Annotated in this window: 22 protein-coding genes and 1 other RNA gene; 11 read left to right on the forward strand and 12 right to left on the reverse strand. The window is 55.2% G+C overall.

Annotated elements, in window-relative coordinates:
• Position 1: 1 nt before the first annotated feature.
• Entirely contained in the window at positions 2-379 is a 378-nt protein-coding gene (gene sufA, locus BV390_RS14070; protein ID WP_032687147.1) for a Fe-S cluster assembly scaffold SufA, read from the reverse strand.
• Between the two features lie 767 nt (positions 380-1,146).
• Here sufA and BV390_RS14075 point away from each other — a divergent pair.
• Positions 1,147-1,464, forward strand: coding sequence for a hypothetical protein (locus BV390_RS14075; protein WP_032687146.1), 318 nt, complete (start codon positions 1,147-1,149; stop codon positions 1,462-1,464).
• A gap of 162 nt (positions 1,465-1,626) precedes the next feature.
• Here BV390_RS14075 and BV390_RS14080 read toward each other — a convergent pair whose 3' ends face one another.
• Positions 1,627-1,875: a GlsB/YeaQ/YmgE family stress response membrane protein gene (locus BV390_RS14080; RefSeq protein WP_004863295.1), complete on the reverse strand. Its 249-nt coding sequence runs from the start codon at positions 1,873-1,875 to the stop codon at positions 1,627-1,629.
• A gap of 166 nt (positions 1,876-2,041) precedes the next feature.
• On the opposite strand from BV390_RS14080, the gene BV390_RS14085 reads away from it, so the two are divergent.
• Positions 2,042-2,230 (forward strand): YegP family protein, encoded by a 189-nt coding sequence (locus tag BV390_RS14085; protein WP_032687145.1) that lies wholly within the window; start codon positions 2,042-2,044, stop codon positions 2,228-2,230.
• A gap of 76 nt (positions 2,231-2,306) precedes the next feature.
• Here the strand turns inward: BV390_RS14085 and menI are convergent, their stop codons facing one another.
• Together menI and ydiJ are read right to left on the reverse strand one after the other, a co-directional pair.
• A complete protein-coding gene (menI, locus tag BV390_RS14090; RefSeq protein WP_032687144.1) occupies positions 2,307-2,717 on the reverse strand; it encodes a 1,4-dihydroxy-2-naphthoyl-CoA hydrolase in 411 nt (136 codons plus the stop codon).
• Positions 2,714-5,770 (reverse strand): D-2-hydroxyglutarate dehydrogenase YdiJ, encoded by a 3,057-nt coding sequence (ydiJ, locus tag BV390_RS14095; protein WP_032699522.1) that lies wholly within the window; start codon positions 5,768-5,770, stop codon positions 2,714-2,716. Before ydiJ ends, menI begins: the two co-directional genes overlap by 4 nt.
• Positions 5,771-6,140: 370 nt before the next feature.
• Here ydiJ and ydiK point away from each other — a divergent pair, with 370 nt between their 5' ends.
• The gene (ydiK, locus tag BV390_RS14100) at positions 6,141-7,265 is read left to right on the forward strand and encodes an AI-2E family transporter YdiK (protein WP_085397046.1); all 1,125 of its coding nucleotides are present in this window, start codon (positions 6,141-6,143) and stop codon (positions 7,263-7,265) included.
• 172 nt (positions 7,266-7,437) lie between these two features.
• Positions 7,438-7,545, forward strand: an RNA gene (gene rprA, locus BV390_RS14105) — antisense sRNA RprA.
• 135 nt (positions 7,546-7,680) lie between these two features.
• On the opposite strand, the gene ppsA is transcribed toward rprA, so the two are convergent.
• The gene (gene ppsA, locus BV390_RS14110; protein ID WP_032697375.1) at positions 7,681-10,059 is read right to left on the reverse strand and encodes a phosphoenolpyruvate synthase; all 2,379 of its coding nucleotides are present in this window, start codon (positions 10,057-10,059) and stop codon (positions 7,681-7,683) included.
• 340 nt (positions 10,060-10,399) lie between these two features.
• On the opposite strand from ppsA, the gene ppsR reads away from it, so the two are divergent.
• The 3 genes from ppsR (at position 10,400) to hemP (ending at position 12,780) form a co-directional block, all read left to right on the forward strand.
• Positions 10,400-11,233, forward strand: a complete 834-nt coding sequence (gene ppsR / locus BV390_RS14115) for a posphoenolpyruvate synthetase regulatory kinase/phosphorylase PpsR (protein ID WP_004863318.1) — start codon at positions 10,400-10,402, stop codon at positions 11,231-11,233.
• A gap of 155 nt (positions 11,234-11,388) precedes the next feature.
• Positions 11,389-12,435 (forward strand): 3-deoxy-7-phosphoheptulonate synthase AroH, encoded by a 1,047-nt coding sequence (gene aroH / locus BV390_RS14120; protein ID WP_085397047.1) that lies wholly within the window; start codon positions 11,389-11,391, stop codon positions 12,433-12,435.
• Between the two features lie 165 nt (positions 12,436-12,600).
• Positions 12,601-12,780 (forward strand): hemin uptake protein HemP, encoded by a 180-nt coding sequence (gene hemP / locus BV390_RS14125; RefSeq protein WP_046852335.1) that lies wholly within the window; start codon positions 12,601-12,603, stop codon positions 12,778-12,780.
• 40 nt (positions 12,781-12,820) lie between these two features.
• Here the strand turns inward: hemP and selO are convergent, their stop codons facing one another.
• From selO to BV390_RS14145, 4 genes are all read right to left on the reverse strand, one after another.
• Entirely contained in the window at positions 12,821-14,263 is a 1,443-nt protein-coding gene (gene selO / locus BV390_RS14130) for a protein adenylyltransferase SelO (RefSeq protein ID WP_032687140.1), read from the reverse strand.
• 116 nt (positions 14,264-14,379) lie between these two features.
• Positions 14,380-14,844, reverse strand: a complete 465-nt coding sequence (locus tag BV390_RS14135) for an NlpC/P60 family protein (RefSeq protein ID WP_064793267.1) — start codon at positions 14,842-14,844, stop codon at positions 14,380-14,382.
• An 81-nt stretch (positions 14,845-14,925) separates the two neighbouring features.
• Entirely contained in the window at positions 14,926-15,675 is a 750-nt protein-coding gene (gene btuD / locus BV390_RS14140; protein WP_085397048.1) for a vitamin B12 ABC transporter ATP-binding protein BtuD, read from the reverse strand.
• A complete protein-coding gene (locus tag BV390_RS14145) occupies positions 15,675-16,226 on the reverse strand; it encodes a glutathione peroxidase (protein WP_032697378.1) in 552 nt (183 codons plus the stop codon). The genes btuD and BV390_RS14145 overlap by 1 nt, the downstream gene beginning before the upstream one ends.
• A 226-nt stretch (positions 16,227-16,452) precedes the next feature.
• Here BV390_RS14145 and BV390_RS14150 point away from each other — a divergent pair, with 226 nt between their 5' ends.
• On the forward strand, positions 16,453-17,253 hold the full coding sequence (locus BV390_RS14150) for a MetQ/NlpA family ABC transporter substrate-binding protein (RefSeq protein ID WP_032687136.1): 801 nt from the start codon (positions 16,453-16,455) through the stop codon (positions 17,251-17,253).
• A gap of 51 nt (positions 17,254-17,304) precedes the next feature.
• Here the strand turns inward: BV390_RS14150 and btuC are convergent, their stop codons facing one another.
• Both btuC and BV390_RS14160 read right to left on the reverse strand, forming a co-directional pair.
• Positions 17,305-18,291: a vitamin B12 ABC transporter permease BtuC gene (btuC, locus tag BV390_RS14155; protein ID WP_085397049.1), complete on the reverse strand. Its 987-nt coding sequence runs from the start codon at positions 18,289-18,291 to the stop codon at positions 17,305-17,307.
• Positions 18,292-18,443: 152 nt separating this feature from the next.
• Positions 18,444-19,877, reverse strand: a complete 1,434-nt coding sequence (locus BV390_RS14160; protein ID WP_032687134.1) for a gluconate:proton symporter — start codon at positions 19,875-19,877, stop codon at positions 18,444-18,446.
• A gap of 279 nt (positions 19,878-20,156) precedes the next feature.
• On the opposite strand from BV390_RS14160, the gene admX reads away from it, so the two are divergent.
• The 3 genes from admX to BV390_RS14175 are packed head-to-tail and all read left to right on the forward strand — an operon-like array spanning position 20,157 to position 22,725.
• Positions 20,157-21,080: an HTH-type transcriptional regulator AdmX gene (gene admX, locus BV390_RS14165; protein ID WP_032687133.1), complete on the forward strand. Its 924-nt coding sequence runs from the start codon at positions 20,157-20,159 to the stop codon at positions 21,078-21,080.
• A gap of 14 nt (positions 21,081-21,094) precedes the next feature.
• Entirely contained in the window at positions 21,095-22,375 is a 1,281-nt protein-coding gene (locus BV390_RS14170) for a D-amino acid dehydrogenase (RefSeq protein ID WP_227517236.1), read from the forward strand.
• The gene (locus tag BV390_RS14175; protein ID WP_032699514.1) at positions 22,372-22,725 is read left to right on the forward strand and encodes a RidA family protein; all 354 of its coding nucleotides are present in this window, start codon (positions 22,372-22,374) and stop codon (positions 22,723-22,725) included. Before BV390_RS14170 ends, BV390_RS14175 begins: the two co-directional genes overlap by 4 nt.
• A 53-nt stretch (positions 22,726-22,778) precedes the next feature.
• Here the strand turns inward: BV390_RS14175 and ihfA are convergent, their stop codons facing one another.
• Positions 22,779-23,078: an integration host factor subunit alpha gene (gene ihfA, locus BV390_RS14180; RefSeq protein WP_004102960.1), complete on the reverse strand. Its 300-nt coding sequence runs from the start codon at positions 23,076-23,078 to the stop codon at positions 22,779-22,781.
• Between the last annotated feature and the right edge of the window lies 1 nt (position 23,079).

Here is a 23,079-nt window from a genome sequence, read left to right on the forward strand (position 1 = left end):
GTTACTCCGCCTGAACCCCAAAGCTTTCGCCGCAGCCGCATTCGTGCTGCGCTTTCGGGTTATGAAACTTAAAGATTTCATTTAATCCTTCCCGAACATAATCCAGCTCCGTCCCGTCGATAAACGGCATCGCCTGCAGCGGCGCCCAGAGTTTCGCCCCGTCGCGCTCAAACAGCAGGTCGTCTTCTGCCGGTTCGGCAATCAGCTCGAGTACGTAACCAAAACCGGCGCAGCCGCTGGTTTTAATCCCCAGACGCAACCCCTGCTTGTCGGGCTGTTGACTCACCAGGTCGCGAATATGGGCGGCTGCCGCGGGGGTCATCATCAGACCCTGCCAGCTAAATTCATCGGGATTGAAGGTTCCTGTATCTAATTCCATCGCTCTACCTCATTGGTTAGCGCCATAAGGGCATACGACCATGTTAATGATAACGATTATCACTTCAACCCAGCCGGAGAAGGGATATTCCCCATGCGAACCCTTTTATCTCGCTTTTTATAAGCATAGACCCTCACCTGCAGGTTATCAGGTGACTATTTTGTAATTTAATATATTGATAAATAATAAGTTATTTAGCGTTTTATCTGGGTGTGACGGGCAATGGGAAAGGTGCATCGGAAATACCTATTTTTGAAATCGAAAATAGTCCATTCAGCATCAGTAGCACTTACTGTCAAATCAATAGCTTGTTGTTTGTACCGTTTGATGGCAAGGCGCTATCCGATCTACCCCTTTAGCATTATCTATAACTATCCTTCTGGATGGCTATTTGTTATCCGGTAAAGCGAAGCGGTTATCATGTTAAATTCGGACAAAAACCAGGAATAAAGGTTTTTTCTCTACTGGTAAATTGATGTACAATTCCCGGCTAAATTTCCTACAGTTTTCGACCCTGTGTCGGAGGCACTGCTTACCTGGAGTTTGTCCGTACCGGATGATAGATATCAGTATTATGTCGATGTGCATGGTGGTACTGCTGGTTATGAGCGTACTGCTGAACTAAGCCAGCCACAAACCCTGCTTCCCACGCCGGAGCTTCACATTCGTTATGAAATGAGGAGTTTTGGAGGATTTGCCCGCCGTGGGATTGTTCGTCAATGACGTTACCTCTAAGATTCCAGCCACATTCCAACGAGGTAACGAAGATGAAAGGAACAATCATTGCTCTGTTAGCCACCGCGTCAATTGTCGCGGCCAGCGCATTTGCGGCAGATAAAAATGACGGCCCTGCTCCCGCCGGTAATAATGCCGGACAGCCGGTGATGGAGATGCCGCAAGGGCGTGGTCCAATGCCTATGCCTCTGCCGCCATTCCCGCCGAGAAAACCGGTATTATTCTCTGCAACGGTTGCCACCGATAACCCGGCTGAGACCATTAATAAACTGACCGCGCTGATCCCGACAGGTAGCGCTAAACATTATGAAGTGCGCGTGGAAGTTGTTCCCGCTCCCGATATGCCCTGAGTTATCCCGGGCCATATACCGGTAGCCTTGAGCGGCTGATGCCAGCCTCATAAAAAAAGCTGCCAGTTAACGTGGCAGCTTTTATTTTGCGTCTGCTTTAGTGCTCAATGTCTATATCCTCATCACCCACGGCGATGAGGATACAGGTATGATGACGGTATATTAACTCTTAATCTTTCTGTAGATAAACAGCACGACTAATGCACCGATTACCGCCACGACAAAGCTGCCGAAATTAAAGCCATCGACCTTGCCGAAGCCAAAAAACGTACTGATCCAACCACCGACAACCGCACCAATGACCCCCAGAACGATAGTGACGATAAACCCGCCGCCGTCTTTGCCTGGCATAATCCACTTAGCCAAAATACCGGCAATAAGACCAAAAATGATCCAGGAAATGATACCCATAGTTAACTCCGTCCTCTTCGTTACGCACAAATATTTCGTACTTAAAATAGTAGCATAAGTAGCGTGAATAATTCATGAATTATATTTTTAGCGCCGATGACTTGCTGTATAAGCCGCGATGGTCTACATATCATGGTGTCGATGCTAATGCGCAAAGGAGTTAAGAATGGGGTATTACGTTATTAAAAAATCGGAGAAAAGCGTTTCCCAGCCATGGTATTTCCTGCTAAAAGCGGATAACCATGAAACCATTGCCACCAGTGAAATGTATTCCTCGAAGGAAGCGGCGAAAAAAGGAATTGCCTCAGTGCAGAAGAATGGTCCCACTGAAACGATTAAGGATGAAACACAATAAAATCTGCTGAATATAAGGGGGAAATATATTCCCCCTTATATTTGGATGAGAAGAATCTCAGCGCGCTGTGGCTATCTCAGACGACCGCCGTGGTCAGGCGCGAGGAGCAGCACAGGCGCCCCTGTTCATCAAAAATTTCAATCTGCCACACCTGATGGCGCGAACCGACATGCAGCGCTTTACAGACGCCCCTGACCCGACCACCGCGCACCGAGCGAATGTGGTTGGCATTGACCTCCAGCCCTACCACCTTTTGCTCGCCTTCACTGCACAAATAGCCGGCAACCGAGCCCAGCGTTTCCGCCAGTACCACCGATGCTCCACCATGTAGCAGACCAAACGGTTGATGGGTGCGGCTATCCACCGGCATGGTGGCTTCGATGGTATCATCGGTGAAGCTATCAAAATGAATATCCAGCAGCCCGACCATATTGCCTTCGCCCATGCGGTTAAGCTGTTCCAGCGTTGTCTGACGTTTCCAAATCATCCAATAATCTCCAGCAGCGCCTGCAGCGGATGACGAACACCGCTGCCTTCAATGCGTTTCACCTGACTACGACAGGAATATCCGGTCACCAGGCAACGGTTGCGCGGTAAACGCTGGATCGCCTGTTGCCAGGAAAGCGCGTAGATATCCAGCGAGTTGGCATGGTTTTTTACCTCATGACCGTAGGTGCCGGCCATCCCACAACAGCCCACGCTGACGTTTTCCAGTTTCGCGCCGAAGCGCGCAAAAATCTCTGCCCACTGCTTCGGCGCCGCGGGCAGCGCCGTGACTTCCGTACAGTGACCAAACAGATACCACGCTTCGCCGCCATTCTCCTGTTCGCGAGCTTCCGGCAGCGCCTGCGGCAGCCACTCGTGCACCAGCATCACGCGGAAATCCCCTCGTTTGTCACCCAGAACCTGGTTGTACTCATCGCGATAGCACAGCACCAGCGCCGGATCGACGCCAACCATCGGCATGCCCAGCTGCGCCACGCGGTTGAGAAAATCTGCGGTTTTCTGCGCCGTACGCGCAAAGCGCGAGAGGAACCCTTTGATGTGCTGCGCCTTGCCGTTTGGCGAGAACGGCAGCAGTACCGGCTGGTAGCCTACTTTTTCAACCAGACGAACAAAATCAGCCACCACCTGCGCGTCGTAGTAGCTGGTGAACGGATCCTGCACCACCAGTACCATTTTGGCTTTCTGCTCAGCGCTGAGCGTTTCCAGCTGCTCCAGCGTCATGTTTGCCGAGCGATGTCCCACCATTCTCTGCTTCAGCGACGGCGTCGAGAGCAGCGGCAGATCCACCATCCCTATGTGCTTCTCCGACAGCTTGCGCATCCACGGCTGGTTAATAAAGAAGTTGAAGGTCTTCGGCGCCTGGGCCATCAGCGGCGCATAGGATTCCACCGTTGCCACCAGATGATCGCGAACCGGCCGCAAATAGCGACTGTGGTAAAGCTGCAGGAAGCGTGAGCGGAATTCCGGAACATCGATTTTAATCGGACATTGGGTAGAGCACGCTTTACAGGCCAGACAGCCGGACATCGCCTCTTTGACCTCATGGGAGAAGTCATATTCCCCCTTGCGGGCGTGCCAGCTGTTGCGGGTCCGCGCCACCAGCGTACGCAGGCTGGCGCGTTTTTCCGGCAGATCTTTTTCCAGCTGATTGGGGTCGATGCCGCGATCCGCTAGCAGGCGCAGCCACTCGCGCACCAGCGTTGCGCGCCCCTTCGGCGAGTGGATACGGTGATTGCTGACCTTCATCGACGGACACATCGGGCTTTTAACATCGAAGTTAAAGCACAGGCCGTTACCGTTACACTCCATCGCACCGCGCCATGCGCTGCGCACCGCAATCGGGATCTGCCGATCCCAGGTGCCGCGCTTCACGGCATCCACTTTCATCATCGGCGCCTCTACGCCTTCCGGCGGACAGATTTTCCCCGGGTTAAGACGGTTGTGCGGATCGAATGCCGCTTTGACTTTGCGCAGCTCGCCGTAAAGTTCTTCGCCAAAGAATGCCGGACTGTACTCGGCGCGGAAGCCTTTGCCGTGTTCACCCCACAGCAGGCCGCCGTATTTGGCGGTCAGCGCCACGACCTCGTCGGAGATCTGTTTCATCAGCACTTCTTGCTGCGGATCGCACATATCCAGCGCCGGACGCACGTGCAGAACGCCGGCGTCTACGTGGCCAAACATACCGTAGCTCAGGCCGTGGCTGTCGAGCAGCGCACGAAACTCGACGATATAATCGGCCAGATGTTCCGGCGGCACGCAGGTATCTTCCGCAAAGGGAATCGGCTTGGCGGCACCTTTGGCATTCCCCAGCAGCCCCACCGCTTTTTTACGCATCGCGTAGATGCGCTCAACGCCGTCCAGTTCGTTGCAGACCTGCCAGCCGATGACGCCCGCTTCGCTGGCGGCAATCAGCTCATCAAGGCGCTGACACAGCGTGGTCACCTGGTTGTCGATAAGCGCCGCGTCATCGCCGGCAAATTCGACGATATTCAGCCCCAGCATCTCTTTATCCGGGACATCGGTAATCAGCTCACTGACCGAATGCCAGACGATATCTTCGCGCGCCAGGTTAAGGACTTTTGAATCGACGGTTTCCACCGACAGCGCTTTCGCCTCGACCATAAACGGCGCGTTGCGCAGCGCGGAGTCAAACGAATCGTATTTGATATTCACCAGACGGCGCACTTTCGGCAGACGGGTAATATCGAGACGCGCTTCGGTGATAAAGGCCAGCGTCCCTTCCGAGCCGGTGAGAATACGGGTCAGATCGAACTCGCTCATGTCATCATTAAAGACGTGGCGCAGGTCATATCCGGTCAGGAAGCGGTTAAGTTTGGGAAATTTATCGATAATGAGCTGACGTTGCGCTTTGCAACGCTGAAATACCGTCCGGTAAATCCGCCCAATCGCCGACTGTTCCCGGCTCAGTGTCTCCGCCAGGGCGACGGGCATCGCCTGGGTATCGAGAATATCGCCGCCCATCAGCACCGAACGAACGCCCAGTACATGGTCTGAGGTTTTGCCATAAACCAATGATCCCTGGCCGGAGGCATCGGTATTGATCATCCCGCCGAGGGTGGCGCGGTTGCTGGTGGAAAGCTCCGGGGCAAAAAAGTAACCGTACGGTTTAAGGTACTGGTTCAGCTGATCTTTAATTACGCCCGCTTCAACACGAACCCATCCCTCTTGCGGGTTGATTTCGAGTATGCGGTTCATATGGCGGGACATATCGACGATGATCCCCGCATTCAGCGACTGGCCGTTGGTGCCGGTGCCGCCGCCGCGCGGGGTAAAGACCAGCGATTTGAAGCGTTCTTCGGCGGCGAGCCGCGCCAGCAGGACGACATCTGCCGTCGAGCGGGGAAATAAAATGGCATCCGGCAGCAGCTGATAAACGCTGTTATCTGTCGCCATCGTTAGCCTGTCGGCATAGCTGGTGGCGGTATCGCCGGTAAATCCTTGCTGCTCCAGTACCTGCAAAAAAGTCAATACCAGTTGAACGACACCTGGTGCTTGAGAAATTTGTGGGATCATAATGCTTGACCCTGCCTGACTATGTTGTGTTGTAGAGATGTCATCCTTCAGACTGCCTCTTGTTGGCGCATTTGCTGCCGACTCCTTGCGTGAAGCTGACCCTTGCGGGCAATGCAAACCACGTTCACCACGCCGGGCAAAAAAAGCCTGAGAGCCGGGAGTCGATCGCCGCCTCGATGCGTCCGGATGATTTTGTGTATGGATAACTAAACGATTGCGTGGCGCAGTCAACTTTTTATCACATTTTTTTCATATGCGCCCGCCAGATTTATGTGCAAAATCAGGCCCGTGAAATTATTGATATTATTATCAGTATATGGATTTACGCGGCGTCAGCATTTTGACGCGACTGGAAAGGTAAAATTTCTTTATGCTTAACGATCGCCAACCCCGGGATATACCGCAAATTCTGCTGTCGGTACTGTTCTTATCCCTGATAATTATCTCCTGCCTGTGGGTGGTGCAACCCTTTATTCTGTCCTTCGCCTGGGCAGGCACCGTCGTCATCGCCACCTGGCCCGTTCTGCTGCATCTGCAGCGTTTGCTGTTCGGTAAACGCGCCCTCGCCGTGCTGGTCATGACCGTGCTGTTGTTTTTACTGTTTGTCATCCCGATTGCGCTGCTGGTAAATAGCCTGGTAGATAACAGTATTCCGCTGATAAAACTGATCTCCACCGGGAATGTCACGCTGCCGGATTTCGCCTGGCTCAATAGCGTTCCGCTGATTGGCGACAAGCTCTATGCTGCCTGGCACGGCCTGCTGGATATGGGCGGTGCGGCCATTATGGCCAAAATTCGTCCCTATATCGGCACCACCACCACCTGGTTCGTCGGTCAGGCGGCGCATATCGGCAAACTGCTGGTTTATTGCGGGCTGATGCTGTTGTTCAGCGCTCTGCTGTACTGGCAGGGTGAGAAAGTCGCCTATGGATTCCGTTATTTCGCAACGCGTCTGGCAGCAAAACGCGGCGATGCGGCGGTCCTGTTGGCCGGTCAGGCCATTCGCGCCGTGGCGCTGGGCGTGGTGGTGACGGCGCTGGTTCAGGCGGTGCTCGGAGGGATAGGCCTGGCGATTAGCGGCGTCCCTTACGCCGCGCTGCTGACCGTGGTCATGATCTTCACCTGCCTGGTACAGCTGGGGCCATTGCTGGTCCTGGTCCCCTCGATTATCTGGCTCTACTGGTCCGGAGATACCACCTGGGGCACGGTGCTGCTGGTATGGAGCTGCGTGGTGGGGACCATGGATAACGTTATCCGCCCGATGCTGATTCGTATGGGCGCCGACCTGCCGATGATCCTGATTCTCTCCGGCGTTATCGGCGGGCTGATCGCCTTCGGGATGATCGGCTTGTTTATCGGTCCGGTGCTGCTCGCCGTCTCCTGGCGCCTGTTTGATGCCTGGCTGCAGGAGGTTCCGCCGCCGCCGAAAGATCCCGATCAGGTGCTGGCGGAACTTGAAGCGTTAAACGTCAGTAATATCAACAGCGAAAAGTAAAAAATCGAGGCGGGGAAACCCGCCTTAATCATAAGAAAAACTGATAAAAATAATACTGCTCTCCCCCGTAATCCCCTCCCTCACGTTACGCAATCAGCATATTCTTCACACCTGTTTAACTATTGAGATGAATCTGATCGACGCAAAAAAAGGCTGTGTCTACTATTAGGGCACGGTTATAGATCAACACCTTGATTTATAAGCATGGAAATCCCCTGAGTGAAACAACGAATTGCTGTGTGTAGTCTTTGCCCATCTCCCACGATGGGCTTTTTTTTTACTTCGTTGCCATTAGCCGCCGCGGCGCTATCTCCGCTTGTTTGCACGTACGGCTGTCAATAGCGGTCGGCACGCGCCGAAAATAAAAAAATCCCCGCCATTGCTGACGGGGATTGGGGGGATTTAAAGCGCGGGCTTACTTATTCAGTTCAGCCAGACCAAGCCAGGTTTGCACCACGGTATCCGGGTTCAGAGACAGACTATCAATCCCTTCCTCCATCAGCCATGCGGCAAAATCTTCGTGGTCAGAAGGACCCTGGCCGCAAATACCGACGTATTTGCCCTGCTTCTTCGCCGCGCGAATCGCCATCGACAGCAGCGCTTTCACCGCGTCATTACGTTCGTCAAACAGCTCAGAGACCACGCCGGAGTCGCGATCGAGGCCCAGCGCCAGCTGAGTCATATCGTTTGAACCAATGGAGAAACCGTCAAAGTGCTCAAGGAACTGTTCGGCCAGCAGCGCATTCGATGGAATTTCACACATCATAATGATTTTCAGCCCGTTTTCGCCGCGCTTGAGCCCCTGGCGCGCCAGCTCTTCCACCACCGCTTTCGCCTGGGCGACGGTGCGGACAAACGGCACCATGATTTCGACGTTACTCAGCCCCATATCGTTGCGCACGCGCTTCACCGCTTCGCACTCCAGCGCGAAACAATCGCGGAAGCTGTCGGAGACGTAGCGACCGGCGCCGCGGAAGCCGAGCATCGGGTTTTCCTCTTCCGGCTCATAACGCTCGCCGCCCACCAGGTTGGCGTATTCGTTAGATTTGAAGTCGGACAGACGCACGATTACCCGCTTCGGATAGAACGCCGCGCCGAGGGTCGCAATCCCTTCGGTCAGACGACCGACGTAGAACTCTCTCGGCGAGTCGTAGCCTTTCATCAACTCACGGATTTCGTTCTGCAGCGCCGGCTCCTGGTCATCAAACTCCAGCAGCGCGCGCGGGTGGACGCCAATCATACGGTTGATGATGAATTCCAGACGCGCCAGACCAACGCCTTCGTTCGGCAGACAAGCGAAATCGAATGCGCGATCCGGGTTACCGACGTTCATCATGATTTTCAGCGGCAGGTCCGGCATTTCCCCGACGCTTGAGCTCTTAATGCTGAAGTCGAGCAGTTCGGCGTAGACGTAACCGGTATCGCCTTCGGCACAGGAGACGGTCACGTTCTGGTTTTCCTGAATGCGATCGGTCGCGTCACCGCAGCCAACGACCGCCGGAATCCCCAGCTCGCGGGCAATAATCGCCGCGTGGCAGGTACGGCCGCCGCGGTTGGTGACGATCGCCGAGGCTTTCTTCATGATCGGTTCCCAGTCCGGGTCGGTCATGTCGGTGACCAGCACGTCGCCCGGTTCGATGCGGTTCATTTCACTGATATCGTGAATGACTTTCACCGGACCGGCCCCGATGCGATGGCCGATCGCGCGGCCTTCAGCCACAATCTGCCCTTGCGCATGCAGGGTATAGCGTTCCATCACCTGGCCGCGTGAACGTACGGTTTCCGGACGCGCCTGGACGATGAACAGCTCGCCGGTATGGCCATCTTTCGCCCATTCGATATCCATCGGACGGCCGTAGTGCTTCTCAATTTGCACCGCCTGCTTCGCCAGCTCCTGCACTTCCTCGTTGGTTAACGAGAAAATGTCACGCTGCGCCTGCGGAACGTCTTCGATACGCACCTGCTTGCCATGTTCCTGGGTCGGCGCGTAAATCATGCGGATCTTTTTCGACCCCATGGTACGGCGCACGATAGACGGACGACCCGCCGCCAGCGTCGGTTTATGCACGTAGAACTCATCCGGGTTCACCGCGCCCTGCACCACCATTTCGCCAAGTCCCCAGGCGGAGGTAATAAATACCACCTGGTCAAAGCCGGACTCGGTATCAATGGAAAACATGACGCCGGATGAGGCGAGGTCGGAACGCACCATCCTTTGAACCCCGGCGGATAGCGCCACGCCGCGGTGGTCATAACCCTGATGCACGCGATAGGAGATCGCGCGATCGTTAAACAGCGAAGCAAACACGTGCTTCACCGCGACGAGCACGGCATCAAAGCCCTGCACGTTGAGGAATGTCTCTTGCTGCCCGGCGAAGGAGGCATCCGGCATATCTTCCGCCGTGGCGGAGGAACGCACGGCAAAGGAGGCCTCGGCATTATCCGCGGACAGCTGTGTATAAGCATCACGAATGGCGTCTTCCAGTTCGCTCTGGAACGGCGTATCAATGATCCACTGACGGATCTGGGCGCCCGCTTTCGCTAATGCGGAAACGTCGTCAATGTCGGTTTCATCCAGCAGTTCATAAATACGCTGGTTGACACCGCTTTGGTCCAGGAACTGATTGAAGGCATCAGCGGTGGTGGCAAACCCGTTCGGTACGGAAACACCCATACCGGACAGATTCGTAATCATTTCACCAAGGGAGGCATTTTTGCCCCCAACTCTGTCTACATCATTCATGCCGAGTTGGTTATACCAAAGCACCAGCGGTGACGAGCCATTGTTGGACATCGAGACAATCCTTTTGTGATTTAATACCAGTGATAAAAAACTCACGATCAACTACGGGATTTATCCTGACATATTTATGCGGCTGAAAAAAACGGTGAATCGTTCAAGCAAATTATTTTTCATTTTTAGGATAGTTTTCCCGATATAGCTAAGCTAATGATTCTGCTGAAATCTGCTGCAATAAGATACAAAATGCCGGCAAAATCGAAAACTGAACCATCCTTTTCATTAAAAATAAAAATACCGTTTCATTTTTAAAAGTGAGACAAAGCCTAAAGGGATATGCTTAAATTTAATTTCTGCTTTCAGATAATTAAACTCATTATACCGGATGGTCAAAATGGAAAGTGCTGTAGATCGCCACGTATTTTATATTTCTGACGGTACCGCCATTACGGCCGAAGTCCTGGGGCATGCGGTGATGTCGCAATTCCCGGTCGCTATCAGCAGTTTTACGCTGCCGTTCGTCGAAAATATCAGCCGCGCGCGGGCAGTTAAGGAACAAATTGACGCCATCTATCAGCAGACCGGCATCCGCCCGCTGGTGTTCTACTCCATCGTTATCCCTGAAATTCGCGATATTATTTTGCAAAGTGAGGGGTTTTGTCAGGATATTGTGCAGGCCCTGGTGGCCCCGCTTCAGCAGGAACTCCGGCTCGACCCGACGCCGATCGCGCACCGCACCCACGGCCTGACGCCGGGTAACCTCAACAAATACGATGCACGTATTGCGGCGATTGATTACACCCTCGCCCATGACGACGGTATCTCGCTGCGTAATCTCGATCAGGCACAGGTCATTTTGCTGGGCGTCTCGCGCTGCGGCAAAACCCCGACCAGTCTTTACCTGGCGATGCAATACGGTATCCGCGCGGCAAACTACCCGTTTATCGCCGACGATATGGACAACCTGATCCTCCCGGCCTCGCTCAAGCCCTTACAACATAAGCTGTTCGGTTTAACCATTAATCCGGAACGGCTGGCCGCGATCCGCGAAGAACGCCGTGAAAACAGCCGCTATGCGTCGATGCGCCAGTGTCGCATGGAGGTGACCGAGGTTGAGGCCCTGTATCGCAAGAATAAAATTCCGTGCCTGAATAGCACCAATTATTCGGTTGAAGAAATTGCAACTAAAATCATGGACATCATGGGGCTGAATCGAAGAATGTACTAACGAACTAGTGCATTGGAGAAAATTTGTTTATGCTATCGCCCGTGGCCTATACAGGATCATGACCTGCCCTTGCAATAAGCAGAGATTGGTTTATCGTGATGCGCATCACTTCCCGGCATTTTCGCCGCGGAAGAAACAGATTTTTTGAGACTCCAATGAATAAAACAGACGAATTGCGTACCGCGCGCATTGAAAGCCTGGTGACGCCCGCGGAACTGGCGCAGCGGCATCCCGTGTCTGCCGACGTTGCCGCACACGTTGCCGCCTCCCGCCGTCGGATTGAAAAAATCCTCAACGGTGAAGATCGCCGTTTACTGGTGATTCTCGGACCGTGCTCCATTCATGATACCGACGCGGCGATGGACTACGCGCGCCGCCTGCAAGGGATGCGCGAACGCTACCAGCCGCAGCTGGAAATCGTCATGCGTACCTACTTTGAAAAGCCGCGTACCGTTGTGGGCTGGAAAGGGTTAATTTCGGATCCTGACCTTAACGGCAGCTATCGGGTGAATCACGGTCTTGAACTGGCGCGTCGGCTGCTGCTGCAGGTCAACGAGCTGGGGGTCCCCACCGCCACCGAATTTCTCGATATGGTGACCGGGCAGTTTATTGCCGACCTGATAAGCTGGGGCGCTATCGGCGCGCGTACCACCGAAAGCCAGATCCACCGGGAAATGGCCTCCGCGCTCTCCTGCCCGGTCGGCTTCAAAAACGGCACCGATGGCAATACCCGTATCGCCGTTGATGCCATCCGTGCCTCCCGCGCCAGCCATATGTTCCTGTCGCCCGATAAGCAGGGTCAGATGACCATCTATCAGACCAGCGGCAACCCGTACGGCCACATCATCATGCGCGGCGGTAAACAGCCGAATTATCATGCTGAAGATATCGCCGCCGCCTGCGATGCGCTGCGTGAATTTGACCTGCCGGAACAGCTGGTGGTTGATTTCAGCCACGGCAACTGCCAGAAGCAGCACCGTCGTCAGCTGGAGGTGTGCGCCGATATCTGCCAGCAGATTCGCGCCGGTTCCACATCGATTGCCGGCATCATGGCCGAAAGCTTCCTGCAGGAAGGCACGCAGAAGGTGGTTGCCGGGCAGCCGCTGACGCGGGGCCAGTCCATTACCGATCCTTGCCTGAGTTGGGAAGATAGCGAACGTTTGCTGGCCGAACTGGCTGCGGCAACCGCTACCCGCCTGTAGTTCCTGCCCCCGCCACGCCGTGGTGGGGGAGATTCTTTCCGCCTGGTCTGGCGCAACCTCCCCCCAAAAAACAGGGTTTTCACAAATAACGCTTGCCGTGAAAATTAACATTACTGATAATGATTATCATTGTTTCTTTTATTTTTATTTGGTGCTTTGACGCGTATGGATAACACTGCCACAGCAGAAAAAACAAAAGACAATGCCCCTTACCCCATCCCCACCGACCGTAAGATCAACAGCCGCACCTTACTCGGCGCTGAAGGTCGGGTGGTGATTGAACATGGCGGCCAGCGCTATTTGCTGCGCCAGACCCATGCGGGGAAACTGATCCTGACGAAATAGCCCCTCTCTGCCCGCGAGGACAGAGCAGGCCTGGGTAACGTCAGCTGGAGCAGCTTACTTCCAGACGCCTTCCCCAGTCGGGCGGACGGTTGATATAATCATCGTCCCGGTCTGCAAACGGCTGGCGTAATGCCTCATGCAGCCGCGCCAGTTCGCTCATCTCCCCTTGCTCTGCCTGCTCGATGGCCCGCTGTGCCAGCCAGTTTCGTAACACCAGCGCCGGGTTTACGCTCTGCATCTGCTGCTGGCGTTGCGCATCGTCGATCGGCTCATCGCGCAGACGCGCGCGATAGCCCGCGAACCAGCTATCGAAGGCCGCGCGATCGATGAACTCATCGCGCAGCGGCGACGCCGCGCTGTGTTGTTCACTCACGCTCAGCATGCGGAAAGTCCGGGTGTAATCGCTGCCTTCCCGTATCATCAGCGCGAACAGCCCATCCAGCAGGTCATTATCGCCTTTCTGCTGGGTGAACAGACCCAGCTTATCGCGCATACGGCGGCCGTATACCGTCAGCAGAGCATGCTGGTAGCCATCCAGCGCGGCATTAAGCGCATCCACCGCAATAAACGGCGACAGCGACTGCGCGAGACGTTGTAAATTCCACAGACCAACCGCCGGCTGGTTTTCAAAACTGTAGCGGCCCTGATAATCGGAATGGTTGCAGATAAAATCGGGTTTGAAGTCGTCCAGGAAGCCGTATGGGCCGTAGTCCATCGTCAGCCCAAGAATCGACATATTATCGGTGTTCATCACCCCATGGGCGAAGCCTACCGTCTGCCAGCTGGCGATCAGCGTCGCCGTTCGCGTGACAACGTCACGGAACCATAAAACGTATTTATCAGCGTCATCAACCAGCTCTGGCCAATGGTGACGAATCACGTAGTCGGCTAGCTGCTGTACCTTTTCCGGCTCACGGCGATAATAGAAATGTTCGAAATGGCCGAAGCGCACGTGACTTTCGGCCAGACGCATCAACATCGCGCCGCTTTCCAGCGTTTCGCGTTGCACGGGGGTATCGCTGGTGACCATGGCGAGCGCGCGCGTCGTCGGGATCCCCAGCGCATGCATGGCTTCCGAGGCCAGGCTTTCGCGGATCGTGGAACGCAGCACCGCTCGCCCGTCGCCCATTCGCGAATAGGGCGTCAGGCCGGCGCCTTTGAGGTGCCAGTCCAGGCGACGCCCGTCCGGCAGCTGCTGTTCAGCAAGCAAAATCCCTCGGCCATCGCCAAGCTGGCCGGCCCAGGCGCCAAACTGATGGCCGCTGTAGACCTGCGCCAGCGGCGACATGCCGGGCAGCAGCGTTTCGCCTCCCCACACGCCGGCGCCCTGCGCCGGATGAAACAGCGCCTCGGGAATGTCCAGGGTTTGCGCCAGCGGCGCATTGTGCCAGATAAGTCGGGCATTTTTCAGCGGGGTGGGCGCTAAAGCGGTATAGAAATCCGGCAGTTCATCACGCCAGTGGGTAGTAAAAGACAGGGTCATGGTTCCTCCTCTCTCCAGTGTAGTGCCTTCAACACGGTATTAACACGGGAGAACCGCAGGGTTATCGACATAAAAAAAGGGAAGCCAACGCTTCCCCTTCGCCACGCCTTCCGTCGCTATATCCTGCGGGCCTGCCAGAATTTTTTATTCCAGTAGACGTTATCCAGGGAGGAGCGCGTCACGCCCTGGCTGGTCGAGGCGTGGATAAACTGATTGTCGGTATCGTAGATGCCCACATGCAGACCGCTGTCGCCGGACCCGGTTTTGAAAAAGACCAGATCCCCCGGTAACAACTCACTTTTATCAATTTTAGTGCCAATTTCTGCCTGATCGCGAGTTTCACGCGGCAGTTGCAGGGCAAACTTATCGCGGAAGGTCATGAGGACAAATCCGGAACAATCAACTCCGCGCGGAGACATACCGCCATAGCGATACGGCGCGCCCCGCCAGTTGCGCAGCTGTTCGTTCAGGTTTGCGATAACGGTAATGGAATCTGCAAGCCGCGGATTCGGCGGCGGCGCCCGGTGGCTACTGCAGCCAGCCAGAAATAGCGCCGCCAATAAAATGAACCACAAACGCATCTCAGACGATTCCTCTGTTCCTTATCAACTCGTCAGGATAATTTAGCTGGTTTATCAATGCACTGGCAAGGTTGCTTCGTGCTACTGTGACGCAACGAGCATAAAATGACCGGCGACCGCAATGCGCTGAAAAGGAATCGCATAGGCCGTGGTTAAATTTTCTTCGGTTAACACCGCCGATGTCTCACCGCAGGCAATGGCCTGCCCCCGGCAGATAAGCCAGGATTGATGCGCGTGTCGCAGGGTATGATTAAGATCGTGGCTGCTCATCACGACCGCCACGCCCGACTCGCACAGTTCACCCAGAACCCGGTCTAGCGCCGCCTGCTGCGCCACGTCCAGACTGTTCATCGGTTCATCCAGTACCAGCAGCTGCCCCGCCGGATTCGCCAGCGGATGAATCTGCAGAATGACCGCCGCCAGGCGTACGCGCTGCCACTCGCCACCAGAAATATGATTCACCTGGCGCCCGAGCTTATCGCTCAGGCCCAGCTTATCGGCAACGCTGCCGAGCAGTTCGCTTTGCCCACCATTTTGCAGATGCAACGACAGATAGTGCCATACCGGCATGGCAAAAGGCGGCATCTGGTGCTGGCTGAGGTAGGCCCGGTGACGCGCCAGCTCCTGTGCCGACCACTGGTCCAGTTTGCGTTCGTTAAGAATAACGTCTCCGGGCCCCGTCGTCAGGCCGGCCATTCGCATCAGCAGCGTGCTTTTGCCTGCGCCGTTGGGCCCGACCAGATGAACCATTTCACCAGGACGCACCTGGGCGCTAAATGGCGCCAGACGCCCCGCCTCTTTGACGTCCCGCAGCTGCATCAAAAACGGCATTATTTCGCTAACGCCCCTTTAATCGCGGCCATCAGCAGCGGATCGTCGGGGGTCATATCCGGCGAGAAGCGCTGGATAACCTGGCCATCTTTACCCAGCAGGAATTTTTCGAAATTCCACAGAATGTCGCCGACGTTGGCCGGCGCACGGCCTTTGCTGGCCATACGCTCGTAGAAACCGCTGCCTTCCGGCGCTACGGCCTGCGGCGCGGCATCGACCAGCTGCTGATAGAGCGGATGGCGGTGCTCGCCATTGACATCAATTTTGCTGAACAGCGGGAAAGTGACGCCGTAGGTGGTGCTGCAGAAGGTTTTGATCTCTTCTTCGCTACCCGGCTCCTGCCCCAGGAACTGATTGCACGGGAAGCCAAGCACGGTGAAGCCGTCATTCTCAAGATCTTTTTGCAAGGTCTCCAGCTGCTCATACTGCGGCGTCAGGCCGCATTTTGACGCCACGTTCACGATCAGCAGTACTTTGCCCGCATAGTCCGCCAGCGTTGTTTTTTGACCATCAATCGTGGTGACTTCAGTATTCAGAATATCGTGTTGCATAGCCTTCCCTCCGTCCATCAAATGGATTTCTGATTTAAGGTGATCCCTATCTACTGTAGCGGATTCACGGGCGTTCATTGTACGTCTAATCGGCTGCCAGGAATACCGCACCGTACCCGCCGCGAACATGAATTCCTCTCAATATGGTCAGCAGACAATTCAGTGTACAGTGTTAAATGGATGTAATAGCCTTTTGTTATGGACTAATTTTGAGAGAGTTTTATAGATGAAAAAGTTGTTAAGCTCGGTGTTAATCGCCACATCGGTAGTGTTGTTATCGGCCTGCTCTCCAGACGATAACAACAAAGTTAAGGTGGCGATTAACACCGGTCCGGATGAAGCCATCTGGAAAGTGGTTGAGCAGGTGGCGAAGGATAAATATCACCTCGACGTCGAGGTTATCTCTTTCAATGATTACGTGCTGCCCAATGAAGCGTTAAATAATAAAGACGTCGATGCTAATGCCTTCCAGACGCTGCCCTATCTTGAGGCACAGTCGAAAGAGCGCGGCTACAAATTTGCCATCGTTGGCAAAACGTTTGTCTTCCCGATTGCCGCTTATTCACGCAAAATTAAACATATCAACGAGCTGCCGGACGGCGCAACGGTATCTATCTCTAACGAAACCACGACCTTAGGCCGCAGCCTGCTCCTGCTGCAGGCGCAGGGCTTAATCAAACTGAAAGAGGGCGTGGGCTATTTGCCGACATCGCTGGATATTATCGACAACCCGAAACATTTGAAAATTGTTGAAGTCGATACGCCGCAGCTGACCCGTACCCTCGACGATCCGAACGTCGCGCTGTCGATTATTAACACCAACTTCTCCGCGCAGGCAGGTCTCTCCGCGGCCCGCGATGGTTTATTTATGGAAGGACCGGACTCTCCTTATGTGAATGCCATCGTTTCACGTGAAGAGAATAAAGACAGTAAAAAGATTCAGCAGCTGAAAGAAGCCTTCCAGACCAAAGAGGTCGCAGATAAAGCCATGGAAGTATACAAAGGCGATGCGATCAAAGGCTGGTAAACCCCAGCTCCCCTCCCTGGCGCAGCGATAATGGCTGCGCCAGTCCACCGCTTATTGCGAATGCGCGGATTTCAGCAGTAGCCAGATGAAGACCGGCGCTCCCAGCGTCGCGGTGACCACGCCGATCGGTAATTCCGCCGCCGACAGCGCCAGGCGGGCAATGATATCGGCGCCGAGCAGCGAACTGGCGCCGGCAAGCACACAGGCCGGAAGCAGCACCCGATGATCGCTCAAGCCGCATAAGCGCAGAATATGCGGTATCACCAACCCAATAAATCCAATTGCCCCTGCCAGCGCCACGCTCACGCCAACCAGCCAGCCTGTCGCCACGACCAGCAGCCTGCGCCATAGCCAGAGAGGCAGTCCCAGCTGACGAGCGGACACTTCCCCCAGCGCCAGGAGATTCAGCGGCTGTGATTGCAGACACGCCCAGATAAGCACCGGCAACAGCGCCAGTATCAGCCACAGCTGCTGCCAGTCCACGCCGCCAAACCCGCCCATCATCCAGTACATGAGCTGACGCAAATCGAAAGAGGTGGAGAAATAGACCGCCCAGGTCATCAACGCGCTACAGATAATGCCGAGCGCGACGCCCGCCAGCAGCAGACGGCTGGTTGACAGATGCCGCCGGGCAAAACGCAGCAGAATAAAAGTAATCACCAGCGCGCCGGCAATCGCGCACAGCCCCAGCGCCCACCCCGGCAGATAGCCTTTGCCCAGCAGCACCGCGGCAATTAATCCCACGCCAGCGCCGTTGGAGACGCCCAGCAGCCCCGGTTCCGCCAGCGGGTTTTCGAATAATGCCTGCATGATCGCCCCGGAGAGTGCCAGCGCAGCGCCGACCAGCAGAACGGCCAACGTACGCGGCAGACGAATCTGCCAGATAAACAGCTGCCCTTTGGCGCTGAACCACTCCTGCGGACCAATCCACTGGTCTCCGGCGCAGAGACTGACGGTCATCATGGAGAGAAGCAGCAGCAGTAGTGCAATAAGCCAGCGCCGGCTGCGGCGCTGTTGAGTTTGGGCAAAGGTCAGCATAATTTCCGTATTGCCAGAAAGAGATGCCGTTGATTTTACGGTGGCGACAGAGGTGAGAAAAGCAAAACCTCCCGCAGAGGAAGAGATAACCGGATGATCCACTGACCATCACGGCGAGACATCGGCCCCGCCGCACTGAGCAGAATGGCCTCTTACACCAGCACCTGAAACAGCAGAGCGAAGAGAATAATGTTAGCAATCACGATAGCCCAGCCGTTATAGAGCATGTATTTGAGATGGGTCGACTGCGCCAGCCCCATCTGCCCAAACATATCCGAAGAGGGGAACGGGCCAAACCAGTCCACCTGCGATGAGGCCAGCAGAACCGCAGTGGTTCCCTGCGGCGGGACGCCAGCGGCCATCAGCATCGGGCCAAAAATCTTGTGGGTAAAGGTCATCTGCGCTACCGCCGCGCCGGGCACATGGCCAATGATATTGAAGGCGAAAATACAAAAGCACAGCCAGGCCGGGGAGATCCCCTCCAGCAGCGGCTGGGTGTAATCCAGCAGCCCCTGATAGGCATGGAGCCCATCCATCAGTTCAAGAATCGGGTTATAGAGCCAGTAGAGGATAAACATCCACACCAGACGGCCGCAGCCGTGATACAGCGCCTGCAAAATCTGCGTAGGCCGCAGGCCGCCGACCAGCCCGGTGATCAACGCCACCAGCAGCATCACAATAATCGCGAAGCTAAAGCCGGCTTTTATCACCACGCCCACCACCGCCATCACGATAATCGTTGCCGCAAACGCCAGCGCGCTGAGCTTTCTGCGCTTTGAAACGGCGGCACTCGCTTGTTCCTGCGTTTTTTCGGCCAGGTCGACCTCATACCGCAGCTTCCCTTCGGTCATCTTCTGAATGCGCCCCGCCATCAGCCAGCCGGCCAGCAAAGTCACCGCACTCATTGGCAACCCGACATACAGTAAATAGTCCGGATAGCTGAGGCCGCCGAGCTTGAGAATCGTCACGGTACTCGGCGTAAACGGCCCGGTAAAAAGCCCGATGGAGCCGGCGGTCATCATCAGCGCCGCCACCGTCGGCGGCGTCAGCCTGACCGCCGCGGCAACCGGAATAATCACCGCCACGATGATCGCATTTCCCCCGGCCATGGTCCCCAGGGCGCCGCAGATTAGAATCGACGAAATGACAATACCCAGTTTAACCCGGGTCTGACTCGACAGCCCGATACGATGAACCACAAATTTCACCAGTTCCACCGCAGCGCCGGTACGGGTTGCCACTTCTCCGACACCGGCACCGAGCATAATGATTAACCCGACGGTGGCAATGAAAGAGCCGGTCGATTTTGCCAGCATCGTTCCCATTTCAGGCAAGCCGGTCGAGGTCATAATCATCGCAATAATAATGGATGAGATCACCGCCAGCACAATATCTACCCCGACGAGCGAGAGGATGGCGAGGGCGACAAGCGGTGTAAAACTCAGCAAGCCGAGTTCGGCGGCGGGCCGTCCATGGCACCAGAATGCCGTCACTAAAAACAGCCCTAATAACAGGCCAATAATAATATTTTTTCTGGTGATATTCTGTCTGGTTAGCGGGTTGCCAGAGAGCGTTGAGTCACTCATATAACTCCTTGATGCCAATAAAACCGGCCGCTATTGGGGCACGGTGTATTCGGGCCAGCTCAGAAAATATCCCCCCTCGTTATAATTTGTTGGCTTCGTTGCCTGAGGGTGTATGTAGGGACAACAGGTATTGTTCTGAGAATCGGATTATCCGCCTGAAGGCGGCGCAGTCAGCTCAATAAGTCAACAGTTCGCTGATTGCGGATTAAATTTATGTTAAGTTATTGTTATTAGAAAATGACTTTTTATCTGGCCTCTATAACCCTGAGTTAACTCCTCATGAAACTGCGTCACCTGGAAATCTTCCACGCCGTGATGACTTGCGGCACGCTTTCCCGAGCAGCAGAATCGCTCAACATCTCTCAACCCGCCGCCAGCAAAGCGCTTAAAAACGCCGAGCAGAAGCTGGGTTTTAAACTTTTTCAGCGGGTACGCGGCAAGCTGCTGCCCAGTAGCGAAGCGCTGATGCTGTTTGAAAAAGCTCAGAATATTTATCATGATCTCGATAACCTGCGCCTGCTCGCCGATAACCTGGCCCGCGATCCCAGAGCCAAAATTAGCCTCGGCTGTCTGCCGAGCCTTGGGTTGAGTCTGGTCCCGGAACTGGTCACTGATTTCTACCAACAAAATGCCAATCTGGTGATGACACTCACCACCGAACACACTGAGACATTGGTCAAAAAACTGGATCTGCGCGAGATCGACCTGGCCCTGACGCTGCAGCCCGTCCAGCAAGGGGAGATCACCAGCACCGCCATCGCTGAGGTCCCGCTGGTGTACATTGACCGCGACTATCGTCAGGGAGAGGTGGTGATTGAGGAGATTGACCAGCAGCGGTGGATCTCGCCCGGACCGCACTCTCTCTCCGCGGCCATTGCGACCCGCCGTGATTTTTCGACGACCCGTCTGAACGTGCAGACCTACTACATGGCCACCGAGTTTGTGAAGCGCGGCATGGGATGCAGCATTACCGATATTTTTTCCGCCCGGCATAACCTGGCGCCGGCGATGATTCATCCGATCGCGCCGCCGATGATGATCACCCTGTGTTTACTGCGTCGGGCAGATGTTTCACTCAGCCCGATCAGCCAGAAGTTTGTCGATTTTCTCTGCATCCGGCTCCGCCAGCAGCTGCAGGAGATTAACCTGGAGTTATACCCTGAACATAAAAAGTCAATTGCGCCGCAGAGGCAAATGCTTTGACATAAAGCCCATGCATTTATCAGCGGTGGGTTTATCAGGTTATGAAAAAGCGCATTGTCATTATCGGCGGCGGTGTTATCGGGCTAGCAACGGCTTATGAGTTAATCAAGAGCGGTCATCAGGTGCAGTTGCTGGAGCGTCAGGCGAAGCCAGGTCAGGCAACCAGCTTTGCTAACGGCGGGCAGCTTAGCTACCGGTATGTGGCTCCCCTGGCCGATCGTGGCGTTCCCCTGCAGGGGATGAAATGGATGGGTAAAGCCGACTCGCCGCTCAATATGCGTTTGAAAATGTCGCCGGGGCAATGGCGCTGGCTGCTGCAGTTTCTCCGCGCCTGTAATAGCCAGACGAATAAGCTCAACGGCGATCATATATTGCGCTTGTCGCTGCTCAGCCGTCAGGTGATGCAGGAGTGGCTGACGGCGGATAATCTGCACGACTTTCACTGGCGGCGTTCCGGAAAATTGATCGTTCACCGTCGGGCATATGATTTTAATAAAGCCGCCAAAGGCATTAGCCCGCAATACCAGCAAGCGTTGAATGCCGACGACTGTATTCAGCTTGAACCGGCGCTGAAATATATTCGCCCTTCGCTGCAGGGCGGTATTTATTCACCCGGCGATGAGACCGCCGACTGTCAAAAATTCTGTCAGGCGCTGCTGGAGAAACTGCATGCCAGCGCCAGCTTTACTCTGACCAGCCATTGTGAGGTGCTGCGCCTGAATAAAAAAGGCGCCCGCATTGATTCTGTCGATACCCGTCAGGGAACGATAGTCGGCGATGAGTACATCGTGGCGGCAGGAAACGGCAGCGGCCCCCTGCTGGCCGGGACCGGTATTCGCGTGCCGCTGTGCGCTCTGAAAGGCTACAGCCTGACGCTCCCCTACCCCACAACGCCCGGGATTGCCCCTGATATCAGCGTAACGGATTACGGCCATAAAGTGGTCTATGCCCGGCTGGGCGATCGGCTGCGCATTGCCGCCATGGTCGATATTGGCTACGACGGCGATCAACTGCGCCCCGAGCGTATCCAGGCGCTAAAAAAGATCGTGACCCGCAGCTTCCCTGAGTTACAGGGGGTTGAGGATGCAGAGGCCTGGTGCGGTATGCGCCCTTCAACCCCCGCGGGGCCCCCTCTGCTTGGTCGTGCCGGGTATCAGAACCTGTGGATGAACCTCGGTCAGGGTAGCCTTGGCTTTACTCTGGCCGCCGGCAGCGCGGTGGTTCTCGGCGCGCTACTCAACGGCGCTAGTCCCGCCATTTCTTTAGAAGGTCTGACATGGGAACACACAGCATGAAAATTGAACGCCATCATTCGCAGCCCCGCCTTTCCGCCAGCGTCGGGTACGGCGATCTGATCTTTTTATCAGGGCAAACCCCGGTCAGCAGCGATGACGATATCCGCCAGCAAACCCGGGAGGTTTTAGCGAAAATTGACGCGCTGCTGGCCGAAGCAGGCAGTGATAATCGTCATATTCTGTCTGCCCAGGTGTGGCTGAAGACGATGGCGCGTGATTTTGCCGGGTTTAATGAGGTCTGGGTCGCCTGGATGCCGGAAGGTCACAGCCCGGCACGCGCGGCTGTCCAGGCGGAAATGGCACGCCCTGATATCCTCGTCGAGGTGATGGTTACGGCCGTAAGAAGTTGATTTACGCCACAAAAGAAAAAGGCCGCATCAGCGGCCTTTTTAGTTAGTTCAGATTATTTGTCTCTGGGCGAAGCGTTTTCGACACGGCTTTTAAGTTTCTGACCGGGTCTGAAGGTCACCACACGCCGGGCTGTAATGGGAATATCTTCCCCCGTTTTCGGGTTACGACCCGGGCGTTGGTTTTTATCCCGCAAATCGAAGTTGCCGAACCCGGAGAGTTTTACCTGTTCTCCGTTTTCCAGAGCACGACGCACCTCTTCGAAAAACAACTCTACCAGCTCTTTGGCATCCCGCTTGCTAAGCCCAAGCTTATCAAACAGATATTCTGACATTTCAGCTTTTGTAAGCGCCATA

The organism is Klebsiella sp. YJ, assembly GCF_002108615.1.
GTDB lineage: Bacteria > Pseudomonadota > Gammaproteobacteria > Enterobacterales > Enterobacteriaceae > Klebsiella > Klebsiella planticola.

Coding starts and splice junctions, on each gene's coding strand:
- BV390_RS14075 (WP_032687146.1), top strand. CDS start 1,147: ATGAAAGGAACAATCATTGCTCTGTTAGCCACCGCGTCAATTGTCGCG.
- BV390_RS14135 (WP_064793267.1), bottom strand. CDS start 14,844: ATGCGTTTGTGGTTCATTTTATTGGCGGCGCTATTTCTGGCTGGCTGC.
- ydiK (WP_085397046.1), top strand. CDS start 6,141: ATGCTTAACGATCGCCAACCCCGGGATATACCGCAAATTCTGCTGTCG.
- admX (WP_032687133.1), top strand. CDS start 20,157: ATGAAACTGCGTCACCTGGAAATCTTCCACGCCGTGATGACTTGCGGC.
- BV390_RS14160 (WP_032687134.1), bottom strand. CDS start 19,877: ATGAGTGACTCAACGCTCTCTGGCAACCCGCTAACCAGACAGAATATC.
- ihfA (WP_004102960.1), bottom strand. CDS start 23,078: ATGGCGCTTACAAAAGCTGAAATGTCAGAATATCTGTTTGATAAGCTT.
- ppsA (WP_032697375.1), bottom strand. CDS start 10,059: ATGTCCAACAATGGCTCGTCACCGCTGGTGCTTTGGTATAACCAACTC.
- selO (WP_032687140.1), bottom strand. CDS start 14,263: ATGACCCTGTCTTTTACTACCCACTGGCGTGATGAACTGCCGGATTTC.
- menI (WP_032687144.1), bottom strand. CDS start 2,717: ATGATTTGGAAACGTCAGACAACGCTGGAACAGCTTAACCGCATGGGC.
- ydiJ (WP_032699522.1), bottom strand. CDS start 5,770: ATGATCCCACAAATTTCTCAAGCACCAGGTGTCGTTCAACTGGTATTG.
- BV390_RS14175 (WP_032699514.1), top strand. CDS start 22,372: ATGAAAATTGAACGCCATCATTCGCAGCCCCGCCTTTCCGCCAGCGTC.
- sufA (WP_032687147.1), bottom strand. CDS start 379: ATGGAATTAGATACAGGAACCTTCAATCCCGATGAATTTAGCTGGCAG.
- ppsR (WP_004863318.1), top strand. CDS start 10,400: ATGGAAAGTGCTGTAGATCGCCACGTATTTTATATTTCTGACGGTACC.
- BV390_RS14080 (WP_004863295.1), bottom strand. CDS start 1,875: ATGGGTATCATTTCCTGGATCATTTTTGGTCTTATTGCCGGTATTTTG.
- BV390_RS14145 (WP_032697378.1), bottom strand. CDS start 16,226: ATGCAACACGATATTCTGAATACTGAAGTCACCACGATTGATGGTCAA.
- BV390_RS14085 (WP_032687145.1), top strand. CDS start 2,042: ATGGGGTATTACGTTATTAAAAAATCGGAGAAAAGCGTTTCCCAGCCA.
- btuC (WP_085397049.1), bottom strand. CDS start 18,291: ATGCTGACCTTTGCCCAAACTCAACAGCGCCGCAGCCGGCGCTGGCTT.
- BV390_RS14150 (WP_032687136.1), top strand. CDS start 16,453: ATGAAAAAGTTGTTAAGCTCGGTGTTAATCGCCACATCGGTAGTGTTG.
- aroH (WP_085397047.1), top strand. CDS start 11,389: ATGAATAAAACAGACGAATTGCGTACCGCGCGCATTGAAAGCCTGGTG.
- btuD (WP_085397048.1), bottom strand. CDS start 15,675: ATGCCGTTTTTGATGCAGCTGCGGGACGTCAAAGAGGCGGGGCGTCTG.
- hemP (WP_046852335.1), top strand. CDS start 12,601: ATGGATAACACTGCCACAGCAGAAAAAACAAAAGACAATGCCCCTTAC.